Origin of the sequence: Pseudomonas marginalis, from assembly GCF_024169655.1 — a bacterium.
In the GTDB taxonomy this organism is placed as follows: domain Bacteria; phylum Pseudomonadota; class Gammaproteobacteria; order Pseudomonadales; family Pseudomonadaceae; genus Aquipseudomonas; species Aquipseudomonas paraveronii.
This window is the reverse complement of record NZ_JALJWV010000001.1, coordinates 394,080-416,834: the sequence shown is the minus strand read 5'-3', so window position 1 is coordinate 416,834 and position 22,755 is coordinate 394,080. Positions and strand designations below refer to the sequence as shown.

At 61.3% G+C, this 22,755-nt stretch carries 12 protein-coding genes; 8 read left to right on the top strand and 4 right to left on the bottom strand.

Annotated features, from left to right (window positions below; genetic code table 11):
• Positions 1–1,035 (bottom strand): lipopolysaccharide heptosyltransferase II, encoded by a 1,035-nt coding sequence (waaF, locus tag J2Y83_RS01735; RefSeq protein ID WP_253392996.1) that lies wholly within the window; start codon positions 1,033–1,035, stop codon positions 1–3.
• A 204-nt stretch (positions 1,036–1,239) separates the two neighbouring features.
• Complete coding sequence (glnE, locus tag J2Y83_RS01730) at positions 1,240–4,179, bottom strand: bifunctional [glutamate--ammonia ligase]-adenylyl-L-tyrosine phosphorylase/[glutamate--ammonia-ligase] adenylyltransferase (RefSeq protein ID WP_253392994.1); 2,940 nt, start codon at positions 4,177–4,179, stop codon at positions 1,240–1,242.
• A 383-nt stretch (positions 4,180–4,562) separates the two neighbouring features.
• Between glnE and aceE the strand changes: the two genes are divergently transcribed.
• From aceE to msrA, 4 genes are all read left to right on the top strand, one after another.
• Complete coding sequence (gene aceE, locus J2Y83_RS01725) at positions 4,563–7,208, top strand: pyruvate dehydrogenase (acetyl-transferring), homodimeric type (protein WP_253392992.1); 2,646 nt, start codon at positions 4,563–4,565, stop codon at positions 7,206–7,208.
• An 11-nt stretch (positions 7,209–7,219) separates the two neighbouring features.
• The gene (gene aceF / locus J2Y83_RS01720) at positions 7,220–8,857 is read left to right on the top strand and encodes a dihydrolipoyllysine-residue acetyltransferase (protein ID WP_253392990.1); all 1,638 of its coding nucleotides are present in this window, start codon (positions 7,220–7,222) and stop codon (positions 8,855–8,857) included.
• A gap of 292 nt (positions 8,858–9,149) precedes the next feature.
• A complete protein-coding gene (locus J2Y83_RS01715) occupies positions 9,150–11,843 on the top strand; it encodes a putative bifunctional diguanylate cyclase/phosphodiesterase (RefSeq protein WP_253392988.1) in 2,694 nt (897 codons plus the stop codon).
• Positions 11,844–11,916: 73 nt separating this feature from the next.
• A complete protein-coding gene (gene msrA / locus J2Y83_RS01710) occupies positions 11,917–12,564 on the top strand; it encodes a peptide-methionine (S)-S-oxide reductase MsrA (protein WP_253392986.1) in 648 nt (215 codons plus the stop codon).
• A 69-nt stretch (positions 12,565–12,633) separates the two neighbouring features.
• On the opposite strand, the gene J2Y83_RS01705 is transcribed toward msrA, so the two are convergent.
• Entirely contained in the window at positions 12,634–13,470 is an 837-nt protein-coding gene (locus J2Y83_RS01705) for a 23S rRNA (adenine(2030)-N(6))-methyltransferase RlmJ (protein ID WP_247397281.1), read from the bottom strand.
• A 251-nt stretch (positions 13,471–13,721) separates the two neighbouring features.
• Here J2Y83_RS01705 and J2Y83_RS01700 point away from each other — a divergent pair, with 251 nt between their 5' ends.
• The 3 genes from J2Y83_RS01700 (at position 13,722) to J2Y83_RS01690 (ending at position 16,621) form a co-directional block, all read left to right on the top strand.
• The gene (locus J2Y83_RS01700; RefSeq protein WP_253392984.1) at positions 13,722–14,999 is read left to right on the top strand and encodes an O-acetylhomoserine aminocarboxypropyltransferase/cysteine synthase family protein; all 1,278 of its coding nucleotides are present in this window, start codon (positions 13,722–13,724) and stop codon (positions 14,997–14,999) included.
• 295 nt (positions 15,000–15,294) lie between these two features.
• Positions 15,295–16,242: a hypothetical protein gene (locus J2Y83_RS01695; RefSeq protein WP_253392982.1), complete on the top strand. Its 948-nt coding sequence runs from the start codon at positions 15,295–15,297 to the stop codon at positions 16,240–16,242.
• Entirely contained in the window at positions 16,232–16,621 is a 390-nt protein-coding gene (locus J2Y83_RS01690; protein WP_253392975.1) for a hypothetical protein, read from the top strand. The genes J2Y83_RS01695 and J2Y83_RS01690 overlap by 11 nt, the downstream gene beginning before the upstream one ends.
• A gap of 93 nt (positions 16,622–16,714) precedes the next feature.
• On the opposite strand, the gene putP is transcribed toward J2Y83_RS01690, so the two are convergent.
• Positions 16,715–18,199 carry a sodium/proline symporter PutP gene (gene putP, locus J2Y83_RS01685; protein ID WP_253392973.1) on the bottom strand — a complete coding sequence of 495 codons (1,485 nt, stop codon included), beginning with the start codon at positions 18,197–18,199 and terminating at the stop codon, positions 16,715–16,717.
• A gap of 462 nt (positions 18,200–18,661) precedes the next feature.
• Here putP and putA point away from each other — a divergent pair, with 462 nt between their 5' ends.
• Positions 18,662–22,615 carry a trifunctional transcriptional regulator/proline dehydrogenase/L-glutamate gamma-semialdehyde dehydrogenase gene (gene putA, locus J2Y83_RS01680; protein ID WP_253392971.1) on the top strand — a complete coding sequence of 1,318 codons (3,954 nt, stop codon included), beginning with the start codon at positions 18,662–18,664 and terminating at the stop codon, positions 22,613–22,615.
• The last annotated feature ends 140 nt before the right edge of the window (positions 22,616–22,755 follow it).

Sequence of the window (22,755 nt, the reverse complement as noted above, 5' to 3'; positions counted from 1 at the left end):
TCAGTGAACCTCGACCACAGTGCCCTGCAACCGCTGCAAGGCATCGCTGACCGGTTGCGGCAGCAACTGGCGCAGGCAGTTGTAGTGGCCGAAACGGCAGGTGCGGTCAAAACACGGGCTGCAATCCAGGCCCAGGCGCACCACTTCGACCTTGTCGGCCAACGGCGGCGTAAACCCTGGGGAAGTCGAGCCGTACACCGCGACCAGCGGGCGGTTCAACGCCGCCGCGACGTGCATCAGCCCGGAGTCGTTGGACACCACCGCATCCGCGCAGGACAGCAAGTCGATGGCCTCGGCCAGCGAGGTGTCGCCACTGAGGTTCACCGCCTCTTCGCGCAGGCCGGGGATCAGGCGCTGGCGAATGTCTTCACCCACCGCATGATCGTTTTTCGAGCCGAACAGCCACACCTGCCAGCCTTCGCGGATCTTCATCTCCGCGACTTTGGCGTAATGTTCCGACGGCCAGCGCTTGGACTCGCCAAACTCGGCGCCGGGGCACAGCGCGAGCACCGGGCGGTCGAGGGCCAGGCCGAACTTGGCCAGGGCCGCGTCGCGGGAGATCGGGTCGATCTGCAGGCTCGGGCGCGGGTACGGCGTCGGCAACTCGGCACCCGGCGCGTAGGCCAGGGCCATGAAGCGTTCGATCATCAGCGGGTAGCGCGCCTTGTCGAGCTTGCGCACGTCGTTGAGCAAGCCGTAGCGAAACTCGCCGCGCCAACCGGTGCGTTTGGGAATGCCGGCGAAAAACGGCACCAGCGCCGATTTCATCGAGTTGGGCAACAGGATCGCCTGGTCGTACTGGCCGGCCAGGGACTTGCCGATGCGACGGCGGGTCGCCAGTTCGAGGGCGCCATGGCCGAGCGGGAAGCTCAAGGCCTTGCGCACTTGCGGCATGCGCTCAAGGATCGGCCGGCTCCACTCAGGGGCGAGCACGTCGATTTGGCAGTCGGGATGACGTTGTTTCAGGCACTGGAACAGTGTCTGCGCCATCACCATGTCACCGACCCAACTGGGCCCAACGATCAGAATATTCATGTAGTTTCCACAAACGATGCGGGGAGGCTTACGCCTCCCCGCCTCGATGATTACTGTAGGGCGTGCATTGTGTGGGAGCGGGCTTGCTCGCGATAGCATCACCGCGGCCTGATAGACAGACCGTAGCGCCTGCACCGCGAGCAGGCTCGCTCTCACATAAAGCCGGTTTCCACATTAGATTGGCGTCGCTCATTAAATCGAGTGTCAGCTTAACCCCAGGGCCTGCCAGATTCGCATCACCTGGCGCCGTTCGTCGGCGAACTGATCCCCGGCAACCGTACCGGCCTCTTTCTGCAAGGCCTGGCGGTGAGCCGCGGAACGGTAGGCTTTATACACCTCGCGCAGCAAATGGGCATCGGCGGCGGGCATCAGCCCGACCTGCTCCAGGCCCTCCAGAATGCGGATATTGTCGGTGTAGCGCAGCAACGATGGATGTTGCGCAGACCACGCCAAAGCCGCGTATTGCACCATAAATTCAATATCGACGATACCTCCCGCGTCCTGCTTGAGGTCGAACACCGCCGTGGGTTCGAAGGCATTGGCGCCGGTACCGGCCACCGTGGCCCGGGTCCCCAGGTTGTCGCGCATCTTGGCGCGCATCTCGCTGACCTCCTGGCGCAGCTTCGTCAGGTCGCGCTCACGGCCCAACACCTTGGCCCGCACCTGCTCGAAGGCGCGGCCCACATCCTGGCTGCCCACCAGCACCCGCGCGCGGATCAGCGCCTGATGCTCCCAGGTCCAGGCCTCGTTTTCCTGATAGCGCGCGAAGGCGCCGAGGGAGCTCACCAGCAAACCGGATGCGCCCGAAGGTCGCAGGCGCATATCCACTTCATATAATTGCCCCGAGTTGGTCTGCGTGGTCAGCAAGTGAATGATCCGCTGGCCCAGGCGCGTAAAAAACTGCGCGCCGTCAATCGGCTTGGCGCCATCGGTTTCGGCCTGCGGGTCGCCGTCGTGGATAAACACCAGGTCCAGGTCCGAACCATGCCCCAATTCGATGCCGCCGACTTTCCCATAACCGACAATGATGAACCCAGGATCGCACACGGTGCCGTCCAGCCGTTGCGGCGCGCCGTGGCGAGCGACGGTCTGGCGCCAGGCCAGGGCCAGCACTTGTTCGAGGATGGCTTCGGCGAGCCAGGTCAGGTAGTCGCTGACTTTCATCAGCGGCAGGCTGCCGGCGATTTCCGAGGCGGCCACCCGCAGGCGGTGGGCCAGCTTGAAGTGCCGCAGGGCTTCCATCTGCTGCTCAAGGTCATCTTCGGGGATGCGCGTGAGGCGTTCGCGCAATTCGGCGGCGAGTTCCGGCGCCAACGGCGGTTTGAACAAGCGGCCCTCGTTGAGCAATTCGTCGAGCAACAGCGGGAAGCGGGTGATCTGTTCGGCGATCCACGGGCTGGCGGCGCACAGGGTCAGCAGGCGGCGCAGGGCGTCGGGGTTCTCCGTGAGCAACACCAGATAGGCCGAGCGACGGGCGACGGCTTCCACCAGCGGCAATACGCGCTCCAGCACCAGGTCCGGGCTGGCGTGCTCGACGGCCTGAGCCAGCAGGCGCGGGATAAACGCATCCAGGCGCTCGCGACCGAGGCGCTGCATGGCGCGCAGTTGCGGGCTCCCGCGCAGGCCGGCCAGGGCTTTGAGCGCTTTGGGCGCGTCGGTGAAACCGCCTTCGGTCAATTGGCGGCAGGCCGCGTCTTCGTCCTGGGACTCTTCCCATAACGGCAACCATTCCCCGCCGACGACCAATTCGCCTTCTTCGCCGTCTTCTTCATCCGGATCAGCGATCACCTGGCGGAAATGCCAGTCCACCCGCCCACGCCAGTACATCAGGCGCTCATGGAACGCGGCCCAATCGGCAAAGCCGAGCATAAAGGCAATGCGCGCCTGGTCTTCGGGGCTGTCCGGCAGCATCTGGGTCTGGCGATCAGCAATCGCCTGGATCGCATGCTCGGTGTAACGCAGGAATTCGTAGCCATCGCGCAACTCGGCGATCACCGCCGGTGGTAGGTAGCCCTGGCCTTCCAGGGTGCCCAGCACCTTGAGCAACGGCCGTTGTTGCAGGCTGAGGTCGCGCCCGCCATGGATCAGCTGGAACGCCTGGGCGATAAATTCCACTTCGCGGATGCCGCCCGAGCCGAGCTTGATGTTTTCGGCCATGCCCTTGCGCCGCACTTCCTGCTGGATCAGCTGCTTCATGGTGCGCAGCGCTTCGATAGCGGAGAAGTCCAAATAGCGGCGGTAGACGAACGGTCGCAGCATATCGAGCAACTGCGCACCGGCCACCTGATCGCCGGCCACGACGCGCGCCTTGATCATGGCGTAACGTTCCCAATCGCGGCCCTGGTCCTGGTAATACTGTTCCAGCGCATTGAAGCTGAGCACCAGCGCGCCGGCCGAGCCGTAGGGCCGCAGGCGCATGTCGACACGAAAGACAAAACCGTCGACGGTCATCGGGTCGAGGGCCTTGATCAATTTTTGACCGAGGCGAATGAAAAACTCCTGGTTATCCAGGGCGCGCTTCACGCCCACCGTCTCGCCGCCTTCGGGGTAGGCGAAGATCAAGTCGATATCGGATGACAGGTTCAGCTCCACCGCACCGAGCTTGCCCATGCCGAGGATCACCATCTGCTGCGGCTCGCCGCTGCGGCCCCCGGTCGGCGTGCCGAACTGTGCGCAATGGCGTTGGTACAGCCATTGGTAGGCCTGGTCGATGCTGGCGTCGGCCATGTCGGAGAGGTCGCGACAGGTTTGCACCAGGTCCGCCTGGCGGGTCAGGTCGCGCCAGATGATGCGCACCTGCTGGCGCGTGCGCTGGCGGCGCAGCACGCGGCCCAGCTCATCTTCTGTTTCAGCCTGTTGCACAGCGCCGGCGATTTGCCCGCACAGCTCGTCCGGCGCAAAGCCCCGGTCCAGCTCGCCCCGGGCGACCAATTCGAGCAACATCAAAGGGTCACGAACACTCTGTTCAATGACGAAATCACTGGCCGCGCACACGCGGGCGAAGTCGGCCCAGCGTTGCGGCGTCCACGCGCAAAGGCCATGATCGTCGTCCAGCGCGGCCACTGCGTCACGAAATGACTGCACCGCCCGATCAGCGAACGGCAAGAGAATGGTCGGCAGTTCGGCCAGCGTTGGAAGGCTCATGGTCTATCCTTGATCGGCGTGTTAAGGGCTAGTTGCAGTGAACGCAGGAACCACGCTCGGTAAAGGACTGTCGAACAAAAGTTATAAATAGCTGAAAATTCATAAATTTTGGCAGGTAACATTAAACTTCTACCTTTTCTTGTTCGCAAAAGATCAACAATAACGATTATGCTCACCTAACTGACTGAGCAACCCGCTCAGTCTTGTGTAGTTTTACTACTCGTATATACATTCGAAAGGCTGAAATGGCCGACGATTTGTAGTAAAACTACAGGACGCCGGAGCAACCTCCGGCCATCCAAGAATTTATGTCGTCTGCCCACAAGGCCAGTCGCAAACTTCAGGCAACCGATTCTGGTAGCCTTTCCGCCCTGGAGCAAGCCATGCAAGACCTCGATCCCGTCGAAACCCAGGAATGGCTGGACGCCCTGGAATCGGTTCTCGACAAAGAAGGCGAAGACCGTGCTCACTACCTGATGACCCGTATGGGCGAACTCGCGACCCGCAGTGGCTCGCAACTGCCCTACGCCATCACCACGCCATATCGCAACACCATCCCTGTTACCCACGAAGCACGCATGCCTGGCGACCTGTTCATGGAACGCCGCATTCGCTCGCTGGTACGTTGGAACGCCATGGCGATGGTAATGCGCACGAACTTGAAAGATTCTGACCTGGGCGGTCACATCTCCAGCTTCGCTTCCAGCGCAACCCTGTATGACATCGGCTTCAACTACTTCTTCCAGGCCCCGACCGACGAACACGGTGGCGACCTGATCTACTTCCAGGGCCACACCTCGCCAGGCGTCTACGCCCGTGCGTTCATGGAAGGTCGCATCAGCGAAGAACAGATGAACAACTTCCGCCAGGAAGTCGGCGGTCAGGGCTTGTCGTCCTATCCGCACCCTTGGCTGATGCCTGAATTCTGGCAGTTCCCGACGGTTTCCATGGGGCTGGGCCCGATCCAGGCGATCTACCAGGCGCGCTTCATGAAGTACCTGGAAGCCCGTGGCTTCATCCCCGAAGGCAAGCAGAAAGTCTGGTGCTTCCTGGGCGACGGCGAGTGCGACGAGCCGGAATCCCTGGGCGCCATCTCCCTGGCCGGCCGTGAGAAGCTGGACAACCTGATCTTCGTCATCAACTGCAACCTGCAGCGCCTCGACGGCCCGGTTCGCGGCAACGGCAAGATCATCCAGGAACTCGAAGGCGTGTTCCGCGGTGCTCAGTGGAACGTGACCAAAGTCATCTGGGGCCGTTTCTGGGACCCACTGCTGGCCAAGGACGTCGACGGTATCCTGCAACGTCGCATGGACGCAGTCATCGACGGCGAGTACCAGAACTACAAGGCCAAAGACGGCGCGTTCGTGCGTGAACACTTCTTCAACACGCCTGAACTCAAGGCGATGGTTGCCGACCTGTCCGACGACGAGATCTGGAAACTCAACCGTGGCGGCCACGACCCGTACAAGGTCTACGCGGCGTACCACGAAGCGGTCAACCACAAAGAACAACCGACCGTCATCCTGGCCAAGACCATCAAGGGTTATGGCACCGGTGCCGGCGAAGCGAAGAACACCGCGCACAACACCAAGAAAGTCGATGTCGACAGCCTGAAGTTGTTCCGCGACCGTTTCGACATCCCGGTCAAGGACGAAGAACTGGAAAACCTGCCGTTCTTCAAGCCGGAGCCGAACAGCGCCGAAGCCCGTTACCTGAGCGAGCGTCGTGCCGCACTGGGCGGTTTCGTGCCACAGCGCCGCGCCAAGAGCTTCAACATCCCGACACCTGCGCTGGATACCCTCAAGGCTATCCTCGACGGCTCGGGCGACCGTGAAATCTCCACCACCATGGCCTTCGTGCGAATCCTCGCGCAACTGGTCAAGGACAAGGAAGTCGGTCCGCGCATCGTGCCGATCATCCCAGACGAAGCCCGTACCTTCGGTATGGAAGGCATGTTCCGTCAGTTGGGCATCTACTCCTCCGTCGGCCAGCTCTACGAGCCAGTCGATAAAGACCAGGTGATGTTCTACAAGGAAGACAAGAAGGGCCAGATCCTCGAAGAAGGCATCAACGAAGCGGGCGCCATGAGCTCCTTCATCGCTGCCGGTACCTCGTACTCCAGCCACAACCAGCCGATGCTGCCGTTCTACATCTTCTACTCGATGTTCGGCTTCCAGCGTATCGGCGACCTGGCCTGGGCAGCAGGCGACAGCCGTACCCGTGGCTTCCTGATCGGCGGCACCGCCGGCCGCACCACGCTGAACGGCGAAGGCCTGCAACACGAAGACGGTCACAGCCACATCCTGGCGGCCACCATTCCGAACTGCCGCACCTTTGATCCAACCTACGGCTATGAGCTGGCGGTGATCATCCAGGACGGCATGAAGAAGATGACCCAGGAGCAGCAGGACGTTTTCTACTACATCACCGTGATGAACGAGTCCTACCAGCAACCTGCCATGCCGGCCGGTGTCGAGGAAGGCATCATCAAGGGCATGTACCTGCTCGAAGAAGACACCAAGGAAGCAGCGCACCATGTGCAACTGATGGGCTCCGGCACCATCCTGCGTGAAGTGCGTGAAGCGGCGAAGATCCTGCGTGACGAATTCAACGTCGGCGCCGACGTGTGGAGCGTGACCAGCTTCAACGAACTGCGTCGCAACGGCCTGGCCGTAGAACGCAACAACCGCCTGCACCCGGGCCAGAAGCCTGAGCTGAGCTACGTCGAAGAATGCCTGACTGGCCGTAAGGGTCCGGTTATCGCGTCCACCGACTACATGAAGCTGTTTGCTGAACAGATTCGCCAGTGGGTCCCGTCCAAGGAATTCAAAGTCCTGGGCACCGACGGTTTCGGCCGCAGTGACAGCCGCAAGAAGCTGCGTCACTTCTTCGAAGTCGACCGTCACTTCGTGGTGTTGGCAGCCCTGGAAGCCTTGGCTGACCGTGGTGAGATCGAACCCAAGGTGGTGGCTGACGCCATCGTCAAGTTCGGGATCAACCCGGAAAAACGCAACCCACTGGACTGCTGAGGAGACTTTTTGTGAGCGAACTCATTCGCGTACCTGACATCGGCAGCGGTGAAGGTGAAGTAATCGAGCTGTTTGTAAAGGTCGGCGACACCGTCGAAGCCGACCAGAGCATCCTGACCCTGGAATCGGACAAGGCGAGCATGGAAATCCCTGCTCCCAAGGCCGGCGTGGTCAAAAGCCTGAAAGTGAAGCTGGGCGATCGCCTGAAAGAAGGCGACGAACTGCTGGAGCTGGAAATCGAGGGCGCCGCCGATGCGGCCCCTGCTCCGGCTGCCGCTGCTGCAGCGGCGCCGGCTGAAAAACCTGCCGCCGCCGCCGAGGCCCCAGCGGCCCCGGCTGCTGCACCGGCTGCGGCCACCGTTCAGGACATTCATGTCCCGGACATCGGTTCGTCGGGCAAGGCCAAGATCATCGAGCTGCTGGTCAAGGTCGGCGATACCGTCGAAGCCGACCAGTCGCTGATCACCCTGGAGTCCGACAAGGCCTCCATGGAAATCCCTTCGCCGGCTGCCGGCGTGGTGGAAAGCATCGCGGTCAAGCTGGAAGATGAAGTCGGTACTGGCGACTTCATCCTCAAGCTGAAAGTCCAAGGCGCTGCGCCGGCTGCTGCTCCAGCACCGGCCGCTGCGCCGGCGGCCAAGGCTGAAGCCGCCCCTGCTGCTGCCGCTCCGGCACCGGCTGCAAAAGCCGAGGCCGCACCGGCCCCGGCGGCTGCACCGGCGCCAAGCGGTGCCAAGGCTCACGCCGGCCCTGCCGTGCGCCAACTGGCCCGTGAATTCGGCGTCGAGTTGAACGCCGTCGCGGCCACCGGCCCGCATGGTCGAGTGCTCAAGGAAGACGTGCAGGTTTACGTCAAATCCATGATGCAAAAAGCCAAGGAAGCCCCGGCTGCCGGCAACGCTACCGGTGGCGCGGGCATCCCGCCGATCCCGGTCGTGGACTTCAGCCGCTTCGGCGAAACCGAAGAAGTGCCGATGACCCGCCTGATGCAAATCGGCGCGTCAAGCCTGCACCGCAGTTGGCTGAACATCCCGCACGTGACCCAGTTCGACCAGGCCGACATCACCGACCTGGAAGCCTTCCGCGTTGCGCAGAAAGCCGTGGCCGAGAAAGCCGGCGTGAAACTGACCGTGCTGCCACTGCTGCTCAAGGCCTGCGCGCACCTGCTCAAGGAGCTGCCGGACTTCAACAGTTCGCTGGCGCCAAGCGGCAAGGCGATCATTCGCAAGAAGTACGTTCACATCGGCTTTGCCGTCGACACCCCGGATGGCCTGCTGGTACCGGTCATCAAGAACGTCGACCAGAAGAGCCTGCTGCAACTGGCTGCCGAGGCCGCTGCGCTGGCTGCCAAGGCCCGCGACAAGAAGCTCACCGCCGACGACATGCAAGGCGCGTGCTTCACCATCTCCAGCCTCGGCCACATTGGCGGTACTGGCTTCACGCCAATCGTCAACGCGCCAGAAGTGGCGATCCTGGGTGTTTCCAAGGCGACTATCCAGCCGGTATGGGACGGTAAAGCGTTCCAGCCGAAGCTGATGTTGCCACTGTCGTTGTCCTACGATCACCGTGTGATCAATGGCGCGGCGGCTGCACGCTTCACGCAGCGCCTGAGCCAACTGCTGAACGATATCCGCACCATCTTGCTGTAAGCCGCGATAGGCCTCCCTGATACCCGGGAGGCCTGATTGCATCGATTTCCGAGCGCCACGCTCGTTCCTCAACCCCGCCACTTGGCGGGGCTTTTTTTGTACAAATAAACAGGTTTGTACACCTTCCGTCACCCCGACTGCAGAAATCACCCACGCGGCCGATATAAACCATATAGCACTTAGCCTTCATCCTCTCTTGTCAGCCCGGTCTGCATGATGCAACCTTGCGGCAGGCAACAGTAAAGAGGGCGAAAGCCCGGCGCCGAGTGCGTTTTTTCAAGTGAGCTTCCCCATGAAAAGCCAACCCGATGTCGCCCGGACGGCGGCCGAGGTAGTGACGCAATTACCGGTGCCTTCGCGCCTCGGTATGCTGCGTTTCGAGCGGTTGAATGAGGCAAGCTGGGCCCTGCTCTACCTAGACCCCAATTGCGAGCGCCAATTCGGCCTGCCGGCGGTTGAACTGTGCGCCTTGATCGGCTCGCCCTACGCCAGCCTGATGGAGCCACAGGCGCGCTATCAACTGCACGATGCAATCCAGCAGCAACTGACCGAGAGCCCTCATTACCTGGTGCGCTACACCCTGCACACCAACGACGGCCCCCTGAGCCTGCTGGAAATCGGCGAAGCCTACAAACAACACAATCGCCACCTGCTGCGGGGCTACCTGATGGTGGTCGACGGCGTATTCAGCGAGAGTCCGTCAACTACGCCAACGGCAGACCTGGAAAGCCAGAACAGCCGCCTGCAGATCGCCCTGGAACTCAACCAGCGCGCGCAACAGGAACAGTTGCTGCACCTGGAGAGGGTACGCGCCCAGCAAGCGTTGATCCTGCTGCTCGCCCGCCAGCGCTACACCACGAACAATTCGCTGCAGGAAGCCGCCGAGCTGATCACCCGCAGCGCCTGCGACATCTACCAGATCGATTGCGCCAGCATCTGGAACCTCGAAGACCAGCGCCTGGTGCCGATCTCGGCGTACTACCGCACCGATCAGCAGCACCACTTGCCCGAGCCGATTGATGCCAGCGGCTTTCCGGACTACCTCGAAGCCCTGCAAACCAGCCGGGCGATCGACGCCAGCAACGTCAAGTACGACCCACGCACCCGCGAAATGGCCGAATCCCTACAGGCCAAAGACATACATGCAATGCTCGACGCGAGCATCCGCGTCGATGGTCAGGTCGTTGGCGTGTTGTGCCTGGAACAAGGCGGCGACACACGCGTCTGGCAGTCCGACGAAATTGCCTTTGCCGGCGAGCTGGCGGATCAGTTCGCGCAAGTGATCAACAACCACAACCGCCGTACCGCCACCAGCGCGCTGCACCTGTTTCAGCGCGCGGTGGAACAAAGCGCCAACGCCTTCCTGCTGGTCAATCGCGATGGCGTGGTGGAGTACGTCAATCCCAGTTTTACCGCGATCACCCAGTACAGCACCGAAGAGGTCCACGGCCACCGCCTGGCGCAATTGCCGGCGCTGGAGAACCTCAGCGAGCTGCTGTTCGACGCGCCGTCGAGCCTGGCCCAGAGCAACAGTTGGCAGGGTGAATTCAAAAGCCGGCGCAAGAACCTGGAACCCTATTGGGGCCAACTGTCGATCTCCAAGGTCTATGGCGACAATCGCGAGCTGACCCACTACATCGGCATCTACGAAGACATCACCCAGACCAAGCTGGCGCAGCAGCGCATCGAGCGCCTGGCCTACACCGACAACCTGACCAACCTGGGCAACCGCCCGGCGTTCATCCGCAACCTCGACGAACGCTTTGCCCGCGACAGCGACAGCCCGATCTGCCTGTTACTGGTGGACATCGACAACTTCAAGCGGATCAACGACAGCCTCGGCCACCAGACCGGCGACAAGCTGCTGATCAGCCTGGCCCGGCGCCTGCGCAACAGCCTCAGCGCCGGCGGCAGCCTGGCGCGCTTTGCCAGTAACGAGTTTGCGGTATTGCTCGACGAGACCGATCTGGAGAGCGGCCAGTTCGTCGCCAGCCAACTGCTCGCGACCCTCGACAAGCCGATGTTCGTCGACAACCAATTGATCAGCGTCACCGGCTCCGTGGGCCTGGCCTGCGCACCGCTGCATGGCCGCGACCCGCAAACCCTGATGCGCAACGCCGGGTTAGCCCTGCACAAGGCCAAAGCCAACGGCAAACACCAAGTGCAAGTGTTTACCGAAGCGCTGAACGCCGAGGCCAGCTACAAGCTGTTCGTGGAAAACAACCTGCGCCGCGCCCTGACCCAGAACGAGCTGGACGTGTTCTACCAGCCCAAGCTGTGCCTGCGCAGCGGCCGCTTGCTGGGCATGGAGGCGCTGCTGCGCTGGAACCACCCGGAAAAGGGCATGATCCGCCCCGACCAGTTCATCAGCGTGGCCGAAGAAACCGGCCTGATCATCCCCATCGGCAAATGGATCGCCCGCCAGGCCTGCCGCATGAGCAAGCAACTGAGCGCCGCCGGCCTGGGCGACCTGCAGGTGGCGATCAACCTGTCGCCCAAGCAGTTCTCCGACCCGGACCTGGTGGCCTCGATTACCGCGATCCTCAAAGAAGAAGAGCTGCCGGCCAACCTGCTCGAGCTGGAGTTGACGGAGGGCCTGCTGCTGGAAGCCACCGAGGACACCCGCCTGCAACTGGACCAGTTGAAGCGCCTGGGGCTGACCCTGGCCATGGACGACTTCGGCACCGGTTACTCGTCGCTGAGCTACTTGAAAAAATTCCCGATCGACATCATCAAGATCGATCGCAGCTTTATCCACGAAATCCCGGACAACCAGGACGACATGGAAATCACCTCCGCCGTGATCGCCATGGCCCACAACCTCAAGCTCAAGGTCGTGGCCGAAGGCATCGAGACCGCCGATCAGTTGGCGTTCCTGCGTCGGCACCGTTGCGACGTCGGCCAGGGCTATCTGTTCGACCGGCCTATTCCCGGTTCAGAGCTGCTCGAGAAGCTTAAACGCTATCCTCGCGGGCCAATCGCCTGACAGCGCTGTAACACTCGGGCACACTGGCTGTCTGACTCTTTACTGTTAACTCAACCTGACGAGAGGACTGCTCATGGTCTTGCGCTCGGAAATTCTGGTGAACAAAAACGTGCTTCCTACTGCAGAACAAGCTTTGCCTGGCCGCGAAACCCCGATGACGCTGCCGGAAACACACTTCGTCAACGGCAACCCGCTGCTCGGCCCATTCACCGAAGACGTTGGCTTCGCGATCTTCGGCCTGGGCTGCTTCTGGGGCGCGGAACGCAAATTCTGGCAGCGCGATGGCGTGGTCAGCACCGTGGTCGGTTATGCCGGCGGCTACACGCCGCACCCGACCTACGAAGAAGTCTGCTCGGGCCTGACCGGCCATAGCGAAGTGGTGCTGGTGGTGTATGACCAGGCCAAGGTGAAATACGAAGACTTGCTGAAGATGTTCTGGGAGCTGCACAACCCGACCCAAGGCATGCGCCAGGGCAATGACATCGGCAGCCAGTACCGTTCAGTGATCTACGCCACCACGCCAGAGCAATTGGCGGCGGCGCAGGCCAGTGCCAAGGCGTATCAGCAAGAGCTGAGCAAGGCCGGCCTGGGCACCATCACCACGGAAATCGACGAAGCCCCGACGGTGTACTTCGCCGAGGCGTATCACCAGCAATACCTGGCGAAGAATCCGCAGGGCTACTGTGGGATCGGCGGCACCGGCGTGACCTGCCCGATCTAAAAAATGTGGGAGGGGCGGTGCGACGGTTCGACTTGCCCCCTCCCACATTTTGATTTGCGCCAGACTCGGTTACTCGGCAATCAGCCAATCCATCTGCCACCCGCCCTGGGTCTGGCCCAGTTGCTTGGACAGCCACGGCAACAGCTCACGCAATTCCTCTTCCAAACCCCACGGCGGGTTGGCAATCGCCAGGCCCGAACCGGTCAGGGTGTTGGGTGTGTCCAGCGGATGCACCAGCAATTCCACGCGCAACAACTTCGGCGCACCGGTGCCGGCCAGGTCCTGGTAGAAACGGCGCAACATGCGCTGGTCCTTCACCGGGTACCAGATCGCCGCGACGGTCTGGCGCATGCGGCTGACCGCTTCCTTGAGCGACGCCGCGCAGCGCTGCATTTCGTCGAGCTGTTCAAACGGCGGATCAATCAGCATCAACGCACGCTTTTCCTGCACCGGCAGCATGGCGCGCGGCACATGCCAGCCTTCGCCCAGGTGAACCTTGACGCGCCGATCGCCCTTCATGTTGTCCTTGAGCAGCACACCGTCTTCCGGGTGTTTTTCATTGAGCAGCACGCGGTCCTGGGGACGGGTCAGGCGGCGTGCCAGTTCCGGCGAACCTGGGTAATAGCGCAATTGGCCATCCGGGTTCATCTCGTGCAGCACGCGCATATAGTCGGCGGTCAATGGCGGCAGGTCGCTCTTGCCCCACAGGCGGGCGATGCCCTCCAGGTATTCACCGGTGCGGTTGGCCTGGTCGCCCTGCAAGTCGTACAGACCGATGCCGGCATGGGTGTCGAGGTAGGCGAACGGCTGCTCCTTGCGCGACATCAAGGCGATGAGGCGGGTCAAGGTCAGGTGTTTGAAGACATCGGCGTGGTTGCCGGCGTGAAAGGCGTGACGATAATTCATGGTTGCTCCTGCGCAGGGGGCGAAGTTTACCTGCTACACGGGCAAAGGTGCAGGGGCGCATGCCGGGCGGTGCTTATGCCGCAAAGACAGGCGTCCTTATGAAAACAATCTAATCCTTACAGCATGTGCGGGCTTGCCCGCGACACAAGCGACGCGGTATTACCTGCACTCCGCGATGATGCCATCGCAGCCAAGCCAGCTCCCACCCTGCCCGGGGGCGCCCTTAAAAACCAAGGAGGTCAACAAAAACCATGAAAGACGCCACCATCGCCCTGCACCACGGCTTCAAGTCCGACCCGACCACCAAGGCCGTCGCGGTGCCGATCTACCAGAACGTCGCCTTCGAATTCGATAACGCCCAGCACGGCGCCGACCTGTTCAACCTGGACGTGCCCGGCAATATCTACACGCGGATCATGAACCCGACCAACGATGTGCTGGAACAGCGCATGGCCGCGCTCGAAGGCGGTATCGCCGCGCTGGCCGTGTCCGCCGGCAGCGCAGCGATTCACTATGCGATCCAGACGCTGACCCGCGCCGGTGACAATGTCGTCACCACGCCGCAGCTCTACGGCGGCACCTACACCCTGTTCGCCCACCTGCTGCCGAGCTTTGGCGTCGATGTGCGCTTCGCCCGCGACGATTCCGCCGCCGCCATCGCCGAACTGATTGACGACAACACCAAGCTGGTCTATTGCGAGAGCATCGGTAACCCGGCAGGCAATATCATCGACATCGAAGCCCTGGCCGATGTGGCCCACGCCCGTGGCGTACCGCTGATGGTGGACAACACCGTGGCCACGCCGATCCTGTGCAAACCGATCCAGTTCGGCGCCGATATCGTGGTGCATTCGGTGACCAAATACGTCGGCGGCCATGGCAACTCCCTGGGCGGCGTAATTGTCGACAGCGGCACGTTCCCCTGGACGAAACACGCGGAAAAATTCCCCGGCCTCAACCAGCCCGAGCCGGCTTACCACGGCGTGGTCTACACCGAAAAATTCGGCCCCGCCGCCTTCATCGCCCGCGCCCGCACCGTGCCGCTGCGCAACACCGGCGCAGCACTGGCGCCGATGAACGCCTTCCTGCTGCTGCAAGGCTTGGAAACCCTGGCCCTGCGCATGGAACGCCATACCGAGAACGCCCTGAAGGTCGCGCAGTTCCTGCAAGATCACGCCGAAGTCGAGTGGGTCAGCTACGCCGGCCTGCCCGATCATCCGCACCACGCACTGGCGCAGAAATACATGCAGGGCAAACCGTCGGCGATCCTGTCGTTTGGCCTGAAGGGCGGCTACGAAGCCGGTGTACGCTTCTACGACGCCCTGCAAATCTTCAAACGCCTGGTGAACATCGGCGACGCCAAATCCCTGGCCTGCCACCCGGCGTCCACCACCCATCGCCAAATGAACGAGCAGGAACAGGCCAAGGCCGGCGTGAAGCCGGAGATGATTCGCCTGTCGGTGGGCATCGAGGCGATTGAAGATTTGATCGAGGATCTGCAACAGGCGCTGGCTGCAACGCACGTCTGAGGTCAGGTAAGCGACCCGCGCGCCATGGCATTTGCATGGTGCGCAAAGCAGGCGACCTTGTGCCGCAAGGTCGTCGGCGTAAAGGCAGTGAAAATTCACGCATCTGTCGGAAACCTACCGCAACTCAGTAGCCCTTTTCCCAAAAGCCAAAAACCACCGAGAAATCCCCCGCCAAAACCACGACACCGCTCGAACCGCTCTTTAAATTGCGCAGCCATGCTTATTCAAAAAGGACTGTTCCCATGGCAAGCAATGACCTCCCTTCGAACCGATCACCATGGCTGGGGAGTCGCTAATGCCTCAGCCCTATGCCTTCATCAATGACCGCCAACAAACCTCGGTGGAGCTCAAGGCAAGTTTGCGCTTGAGCCCATACGCCGAAACCAAGTTCGACACCCTCAATACCCGCATTCGCAATGTTGTCGTACTGCCAGGGCAGTTAGTGATCATCGGTGACGAAACCACTGCGATCTGCACCCCGCAAGAGTCACACTTGATGCGAGCCGCCTGGGATATTCGGCATAGCGTGATGGCCGAAGGTGGGGATGCCTTTGCACTGCACAACTATGACTTGCTGAAAAAACTGCTGGGCTACGCTTCGCTGGGGATAGGCACCGCAGGTGATGCCTGGAGCCGACACTTGCAAAACATTGCAAAGACCCTCGAAGAAATTGATGCACTGCACAAACAATTCCTGCGTCGGGGTGGCGGAGCTGCGCGAGATGAGTTCCTCGCTCGACGCCAAACCCTGTTTGCCAAACTGGACGCGCAAATGCGTAGTTTTGCGCGTTACGGCACAGGGCTACGCAATGAAGGTTCGATCAAAAAAATGCTGGGAATCTCGACCAAGAGCTATTTGCACAGCGGAGAGATAAAGAGGTACAGCGAAACGATTGCGCGGGTTTCGAAGACGGCAAAACTGCTGAAAAAAGGCACGCCGCTGGGCATCGCGCTGAGTACGACTGCAACGGCGTTGGAGATCAAGGAGGCGTGTTCCACTGGGAGAGAGGAACAGTGCAGGAAAGCAAAGTATGTGGAGGCAGGTAAATTAACCTTCGGCGTGGCAGGAGGAATCCTTGGAGGTCAGATAGGAATGGGCTTGTGTGTAGCCGTAATGGCCCCTACAACCGGGCCAGTCGCCTTGAGCTGTCTTTTGATAGCCGGCGGAGTCGGAGGCGCTGTTTTTGGGAGCTGGGGTAGCGAAATTGGTGCTACGGCGGGAGAGGTTCTGTATGAATATTGAGTACTTCCTCAATCTACCAACAAAAGACCAAATAGCACTTGGGTCAGCGGCTGCAATGCTCATAGCGGTTATTCTCGATCTATTTCTGGCCTATCGAAAATTAGAGAGGATGGAACGCTACTTGGATCAGTGCAGCCTCTTGAATACTTACAAACACCTGTTGAGCAACTCCCTACGCGGCAGGTTGGGCAGGCTATGTGTGGTCTATGTTGCAATCGCTCTGCCGCGATGGAATGCAAAACGTGGCGTCGTTGATTTACAGCAGGTTGAGGCGTTTCCGAGCCGCCTGAAATTTGCTCTTCATGGAACAGCATTCATCGGGCTACTCGGCGTTGCAGGCACAACGATCTTTCATTTCCGTAACCAATTGAGCCTGTAGGCACCCACCCGCGACGCATTGTTTTCATAAAAAAGGCCCGACATTCAAAAATGCGGGCCTGTTTCATTTCAACGAGTCGCCAAAACCTACCGATTACTTGTTGAGGTTGTAGTCTTTCTCCGCAGCATCAAACCGCTCAACCATACCCGCAGTCGGCGCGCCCAGCTTGCTCACGATGTAGATCGCCAGGCTGGCGAAGATGAAGCCTGGGATGATTTCGTACAGGCCCAGCAATTCGAAATGCTTCCACACGATCACGGTGATCGCGCCGACCAGAATGCCAGCCAGTGCGCCGTTGCGGGTCATCTGTTTCCAGATCACCGAGATCAGCACCACGGGGCCGAACGCAGCGCCGAAGCCGGCCCAGGCGTAGCTCACCAGGCCCAACACGCGGTTGTTCGGGTTGGCAGCCATGGCGATGGCGATCAACGCCACCAGCAGCACCATGGCGCGGCCGACCCACACCAGTTCAACCTGGGAGGCGTTCTTGCGCAGGAAGGTCTTGTAGAAGTCCTCGGTCAGGGCGCTGGAGCACACCAGCAATTGGCAGCTCAGGGTGCTCATGACCGCCGCCAGAATCGCCGACAGCAGAACGCCCGCAATCCATGGGTTGAACAGCAGCTTGGCCAGTTCAATGAACACACGTTCGTGGTTCTCGTTGACCGGGCCGGCCACTTCCGGGTGCGCCGAGAAGTAGGCAATACCGAAGAAGCCCACGGCCACGGTGCCGCCCAGGCACAGGATCATCCAGGTCATGGAGATGCGACGGGCGTTAGCGATCGACTTCACCGAATCCGCCGCCATGAAGCGCGCGAGGATATGCGGCTGGCCGAAGTAACCCAGGCCCCAGCCCATCAGCGAGATGATGCCGATGAAGCTGGTGTTTTTCAGCATGTTGAAGTTGTCGGGGTTCTTCGCTTCGATCGCCAGGAACGTGGTGTCGATACCGCCGGTGGCCAGCAGCACGATGATCGGCGTCAGGATCAGCGCGAAGATCATCAGGGTGGCTTGTACGGTGTCGGTCCAGCTCACGGCCAGGAAACCACCGACGAAGGTGTAGGCAATCGTCGCCGCAGCGCCGGCCCACAGCGCAGTCTCGTAGGACATGCCGAAGGTGCTTTCGAACAGGCGGGCACCGGCCACGATGCCGGAAGCGCAATAGATGGTGAAGAACACCAGGATCACCACCGCAGAGATGATCCGCAGCAGGCCGCTTTTATCTTCGAAACGGCTGGAAAAGTAATCCGGCAGCGTCAGGGCGTCGCCGTTGTGCTCGGTCTGCACGCGCAGGCGACCGGCCACGAACAGCCAGTTGAGGTACGCACCGACGATCAGGCCGATGGCGATCCAGCTTTCCGACAGGCCGGACATGTAAATGGCACCCGGCAGGCCCATCAACAACCAGCCGCTCATATCGGAAGCACCGGCTGACAAGGCAGTCACCACGCTACCGAGGCTGCGACCGCCCAGGATGTAATCGGAAAGGTTGTTGGTGGAGCGATAGGCCATTAAGCCGATCAGCACCATTGCTGCGATGTAGATCACGAACGTGATCAGGGTTGGATTGCTAACGCTCATAGAAGTGACGCCCTGGCTTTGTTTTTATGTAGCGGCGGTCTGTCAGACGGCCACCCACTGATTCAGTGAGTAAACGTACCTGCATCACGCGCATTTATGACTGACGTTTCCCCAGGAAAGCCGCCAGCCGATGAACCACACCCTAAGCATGGTTGCACCTTGGCCGCGAATGCTATTCAACAAAGCAAATAAGGTGCAACCAGTTTCTCGCGAATAAGTTGCACCTTGATGTGTTTTGCTCAAAACACCCCGTTTTTGCTCCTTTTCGGAGCAAGAACAGCCGATCTCAGAAGCAAATGCACCAAATCAAAGCGGAATCGGTCGAGGGCCGGATTTTTTCCGATTGAAACTCGAAAATTTCATGCATAAAAAGGGTTGCACCCGGTTGCACCTCTTCCAGAGCGAAGCTAATCTTGCCGCCAGCTGATGCCACTCGGTAGTGGCACCCATGAGGATAAGAAAATGGCTACGACCACCCTTGGGGTCAAACTCGACGACCCGACCCGCGAGCGCCTGAAGGCGGCCGCGACCTCCATTGATCGCACGCCGCACTGGCTGATCAAGCAGGCGATTTTCAATTACCTGGAGAAACTCGAGGGTGGTGCAACCCTGACCGAGCTCAATGGCTTGAGCAGCAAGGAGGCCGATGACGCCGGCGAGGTCCAGTCCGACCACGCCCATCAGTGTTTCCTCGAGTTCGCCGAGAGCATCCTGCCGCAATCCGTCCTGCGCGCCTCGATCACCGCCGCTTACCGTCGCCCTGAGCCGGAAGTGGTGCCGATGCTGATCGAACAGGCTCGCCTGCCGGCCCAGATGGCCGAAGCCACGAATAAGCTGGCCGCGTCGATTGCAGAAAAACTGCGCAATCAGAAGAGCGCTGGCGGCCGTGCCGGCATCGTCCAGGGCTTGCTGCAGGAATTCTCCCTGTCGTCCCAGGAAGGCGTGGCACTGATGTGCCTGGCCGAAGCGCTGCTGCGTATCCCGGACAAAGGCACCCGTGACGCGCTGATCCGCGACAAGATCAGCACCGGCAACTGGCAGCCGCACCTGGGCAACAGCCCGTCGCTGTTCGTCAACGCCGCCACCTGGGGCTTGCTGCTGACCGGCAAACTGGTCTCCACGCATAACGAAGCCGGCCTGACCTCGTCCCTGAGCCGCATCATCGGCAAGAGCGGCGAGCCGATGATCCGCAAGGGCGTCGACATGGCCATGCGCCTGATGGGCGAGCAGTTCGTCACCGGCGAAACCATCGCCGAAGCCCTCGCCAATGCGAGCAAGTTCGAAGCCAAGGGCTTCCGCTATTCCTACGACATGCTCGGTGAAGCCGCACTCACCGAACACGATGCGCAGAAGTACCTCGCGTCTTACGAGCAGGCTATTCATTCCATCGGCAAAGCCTCGAACGGCCGTGGGATTTATGAAGGCCCGGGCATTTCCATCAAGCTGTCGGCCCTGCACCCGCGTTACAGCCGCGCCCAGTACGAACGCGTGATGGACGAGCTGTACCCGCGCCTGCTGTCCCTGACCTTGCTGGCCAAGCAATACGACATCGGCCTGAACATCGACGCCGAAGAAGCCGACCGCCTGGAACTGTCCCTGGACCTGCTCGAACGCCTGTGCTTCGAGCCGCAACTGACCGGCTGGAACGGCATCGGTTTCGTGATCCAGGCCTACCAGAAGCGTTGCCCGTATGTGATCGACTACGTCATCGACCTGGCGCGCCGCAGCCGTCACCGCCTGATGATCCGCCTGGTAAAAGGCGCGTACTGGGACAGCGAAATCAAGCGCGCCCAGGTCGAAGGCCTGGAAGGCTACCCGGTGTATACCCGCAAGGTGTACACCGACGTGTCCTACATTGCCTGCGCACGCAAACTGCTCTCGGTGCCGGAAGTCATCTACCCGCAGTTCGCCACGCACAACGCCCACACCCTGTCGGCCATCTACCATATCGCCGGTCAGAACTATTACCCCGGCCAGTACGAGTTCCAATGCCTGCACGGCATGGGCGAACCGCTGTACGAGCAGGTCGTCGGCAAGGTTGCCGATGGCAAGCTGAACCGTCCGTGCCGCGTGTACGCACCGGTCGGCACCCACGAAACCCTGCTGGCCTACCTGGTGCGTCGTCTGTTGGAAAACGGCGCCAACACCTCGTTCGTCAACCGCATTGCCGACCAGTCCATCTCGATCCAGGAGCTGGTGGCCGATCCAGTGGCCAGCATCGAGCAAATGGCGACGCTGGAAGGCGGCTTCGGCCTGCCGCACCCGCGTATTCCATTGCCACGTGACCTGTACGGCAGCGACCGCGCCAACTCGGCCGGTATCGACCTGGCCAACGAACACCGCTTGGCGTCGCTGTCCTGCGCCCTGCTGGCCACCGCGCACAACCACTGGAAAGCCGCGCCGATGCTGGGTTGCGCCTCCAGCAATGAAGCCGCTGCGCCGGTACTGAACCCGTCCGACCTGCGTGATGTGGTCGGCCACGTACAGGAAGCCACCGTCGACGACGTCGACAACGCGATCCAGTGCGCCATCAACGCCGGTCCGATCTGGCAGGCCACCCCACCCGCCGAGCGTGCCGCGATCCTCGAACGTGCCGCCGACCTGATGGAAGGCGAGATCCAGCCGCTGATGGGCCTGCTGGCCCGTGAAGCCGGCAAGACCTTCGCCAACGCCATCGCCGAAGTGCGTGAAGCCGTGGACTTCCTGCGTTACTACGCCGTGCAGGCGCGTCACGATTTCACCAACGACGCCCACCGCCCATTAGGCCCGGTGGTCTGCATCAGCCCATGGAACTTCCCGCTGGCGATTTTCAGTGGGCAAGTCGCCGCTGCACTGGCCGCCGGTAACCCGGTACTGGCCAAGCCTGCCGAGCAAACCCCGCTGGTGGCCGCACAAGCGGTGCGCATCCTGCTCGAAGCCGGTATTCCGGAAGGCGTGCTGCAACTGCTGCCGGGCCAGGGCGAAACCGTCGGTGCGCGCCTGGTCGGTGATGAGCGCGTCAAAGGCGTGATGTTCACCGGTTCCACCGAAGTCGCACGCCTGCTGCAACGCAATGTCGCCGGGCGCCTGGATGCCCAGGGCCGGCCGATTCCGCTGATCGCCGAAACCGGTGGTCAGAACGCGATGATCGTCGACTCCTCGGCCCTGACCGAACAAGTGGTCATCGACGTGGTGTCGTCGGCCTTCGACAGTGCCGGCCAGCGTTGCTCGGCCCTGCGTGTCCTGTGCCTGCAGGAAGATTCTGCAGACCGCGTCATCGAAATGCTCAAGGGCGCCATGGCTGAATGCCGTTTGGGCAACCCTGAGCGCCTGTCGGTGGATATCGGCCCGGTGATCGACGCCGAAGCCAAGGCCGGCATCGAGAAGCACATCCAGGCCATGCGCGACAAAGGCCGCACTGTGTACCAGGTGGCGATTGCCGACGGCGAAGAGATCAAGCGCGGCACCTTCGTGATGCCAACCCTGATCGAACTGGAAAGTTTCGACGAGCTGCAACGGGAGATCTTCGGCCCGGTGCTGCACGTGGTGCGCTACAAGCGTAAAGAAATCGACCAGTTGATCGGCCAGATCAACGCTTCCGGCTACGGCCTGACGCTGGGCGTACACACGCGCATCGACGAGACCATCGCCAAGGTGATCGACAACGTTCATGCGGGTAACGTCTACGTCAACCGCAACATTGTCGGGGCCGTGGTCGGCGTGCAGCCGTTTGGCGGCGAAGGCCTGTCGGGCACCGGCCCGAAAGCCGGTGGTCCGCTGTACCTGTACCGCCTGCTGTCGACGCGTCCTACTGATGCGATCGAGCAATCCTTCGTTCGCGGCGACGCATTGTCCGCACCGGACGTGCGCCTGCGCGACGCCATGAGCCAACCGCTGACCGCCTTGAAAACCTGGGCCGACAGCAACACGTTCAGCGAACTGAGTGCCCTGTGCAGCCGGTTCGCCGCGCAATCGCAAAGCGGTATCACCCGCCTGCTGGCCGGTCCGACCGGCGAGCGCAACAGCTACGCCATCCTGCCCCGCGAGCACGTACTGTGCCTGGCGGAAGTGGAAGGCGACCTGCTGACCCAACTGGCGGCGGTATTGGCCGTCGGCGGTTCGGCGGTATGGCCGGAAACTGAGCTGACCAAAGCCTTGTTCCCACGCCTGCCGAGGGAGATTCAGGCGAAGATCAAGCGCGTGGCCGACTGGACCAAGGACGAAGTCGTGTTCGACGCGGTCCTGCACCATGGCGACTCCGATCAACTGCGCGCGGTTTGCCAGCAAGTCGCCCAGCGGGGCGGGGCGATTGTCGGGGTACATGGTTTGTCCCAAGGCGAGACTGCGATCGCCCTGGAGCGTTTGGTGATCGAGCGTGCGTTGAGCGTCAACACCGCAGCAGCCGGCGGTAACGCCAGCCTGATGACCATCGGCTAACTGCCGAAACGCGGAAAAAATGTGGGAGGGGGCTTGCCCCCGATGGCGGTGTATCAGTAACAGTTGAACTGACTGACACACTGCAATCGGGGGCAAGCCCCCTCCCACATTCGGTCGCATTTCAACTCCTCGTCCGCGTT

What these genes read in the sequence shown, in the direction of transcription:
- waaF (WP_253392996.1), bottom strand. Translation starts at nt 1,035, where the DNA reads ATGAATATTCTGATCGTTGGGCCCAGTTGGGTCGGTGACATGGTGATG.
- glnE (WP_253392994.1), bottom strand. Translation starts at nt 4,179, where the DNA reads ATGAGCCTTCCAACGCTGGCCGAACTGCCGACCATTCTCTTGCCGTTC.
- aceE (WP_253392992.1), top strand. Translation starts at nt 4,563, where the DNA reads ATGCAAGACCTCGATCCCGTCGAAACCCAGGAATGGCTGGACGCCCTG.
- J2Y83_RS01715 (WP_253392988.1), top strand. Translation starts at nt 9,150, where the DNA reads ATGAAAAGCCAACCCGATGTCGCCCGGACGGCGGCCGAGGTAGTGACG.
- msrA (WP_253392986.1), top strand. Translation starts at nt 11,917, where the DNA reads ATGGTCTTGCGCTCGGAAATTCTGGTGAACAAAAACGTGCTTCCTACT.
- J2Y83_RS01705 (WP_247397281.1), bottom strand. Translation starts at nt 13,470, where the DNA reads ATGAATTATCGTCACGCCTTTCACGCCGGCAACCACGCCGATGTCTTC.
- J2Y83_RS01700 (WP_253392984.1), top strand. Translation starts at nt 13,722, where the DNA reads ATGAAAGACGCCACCATCGCCCTGCACCACGGCTTCAAGTCCGACCCG.
- J2Y83_RS01695 (WP_253392982.1), top strand. Translation starts at nt 15,295, where the DNA reads ATGCCTCAGCCCTATGCCTTCATCAATGACCGCCAACAAACCTCGGTG.
- J2Y83_RS01690 (WP_253392975.1), top strand. Translation starts at nt 16,232, where the DNA reads ATGAATATTGAGTACTTCCTCAATCTACCAACAAAAGACCAAATAGCA.
- putP (WP_253392973.1), bottom strand. Translation starts at nt 18,199, where the DNA reads ATGAGCGTTAGCAATCCAACCCTGATCACGTTCGTGATCTACATCGCA.
- putA (WP_253392971.1), top strand. Translation starts at nt 18,662, where the DNA reads ATGGCTACGACCACCCTTGGGGTCAAACTCGACGACCCGACCCGCGAG.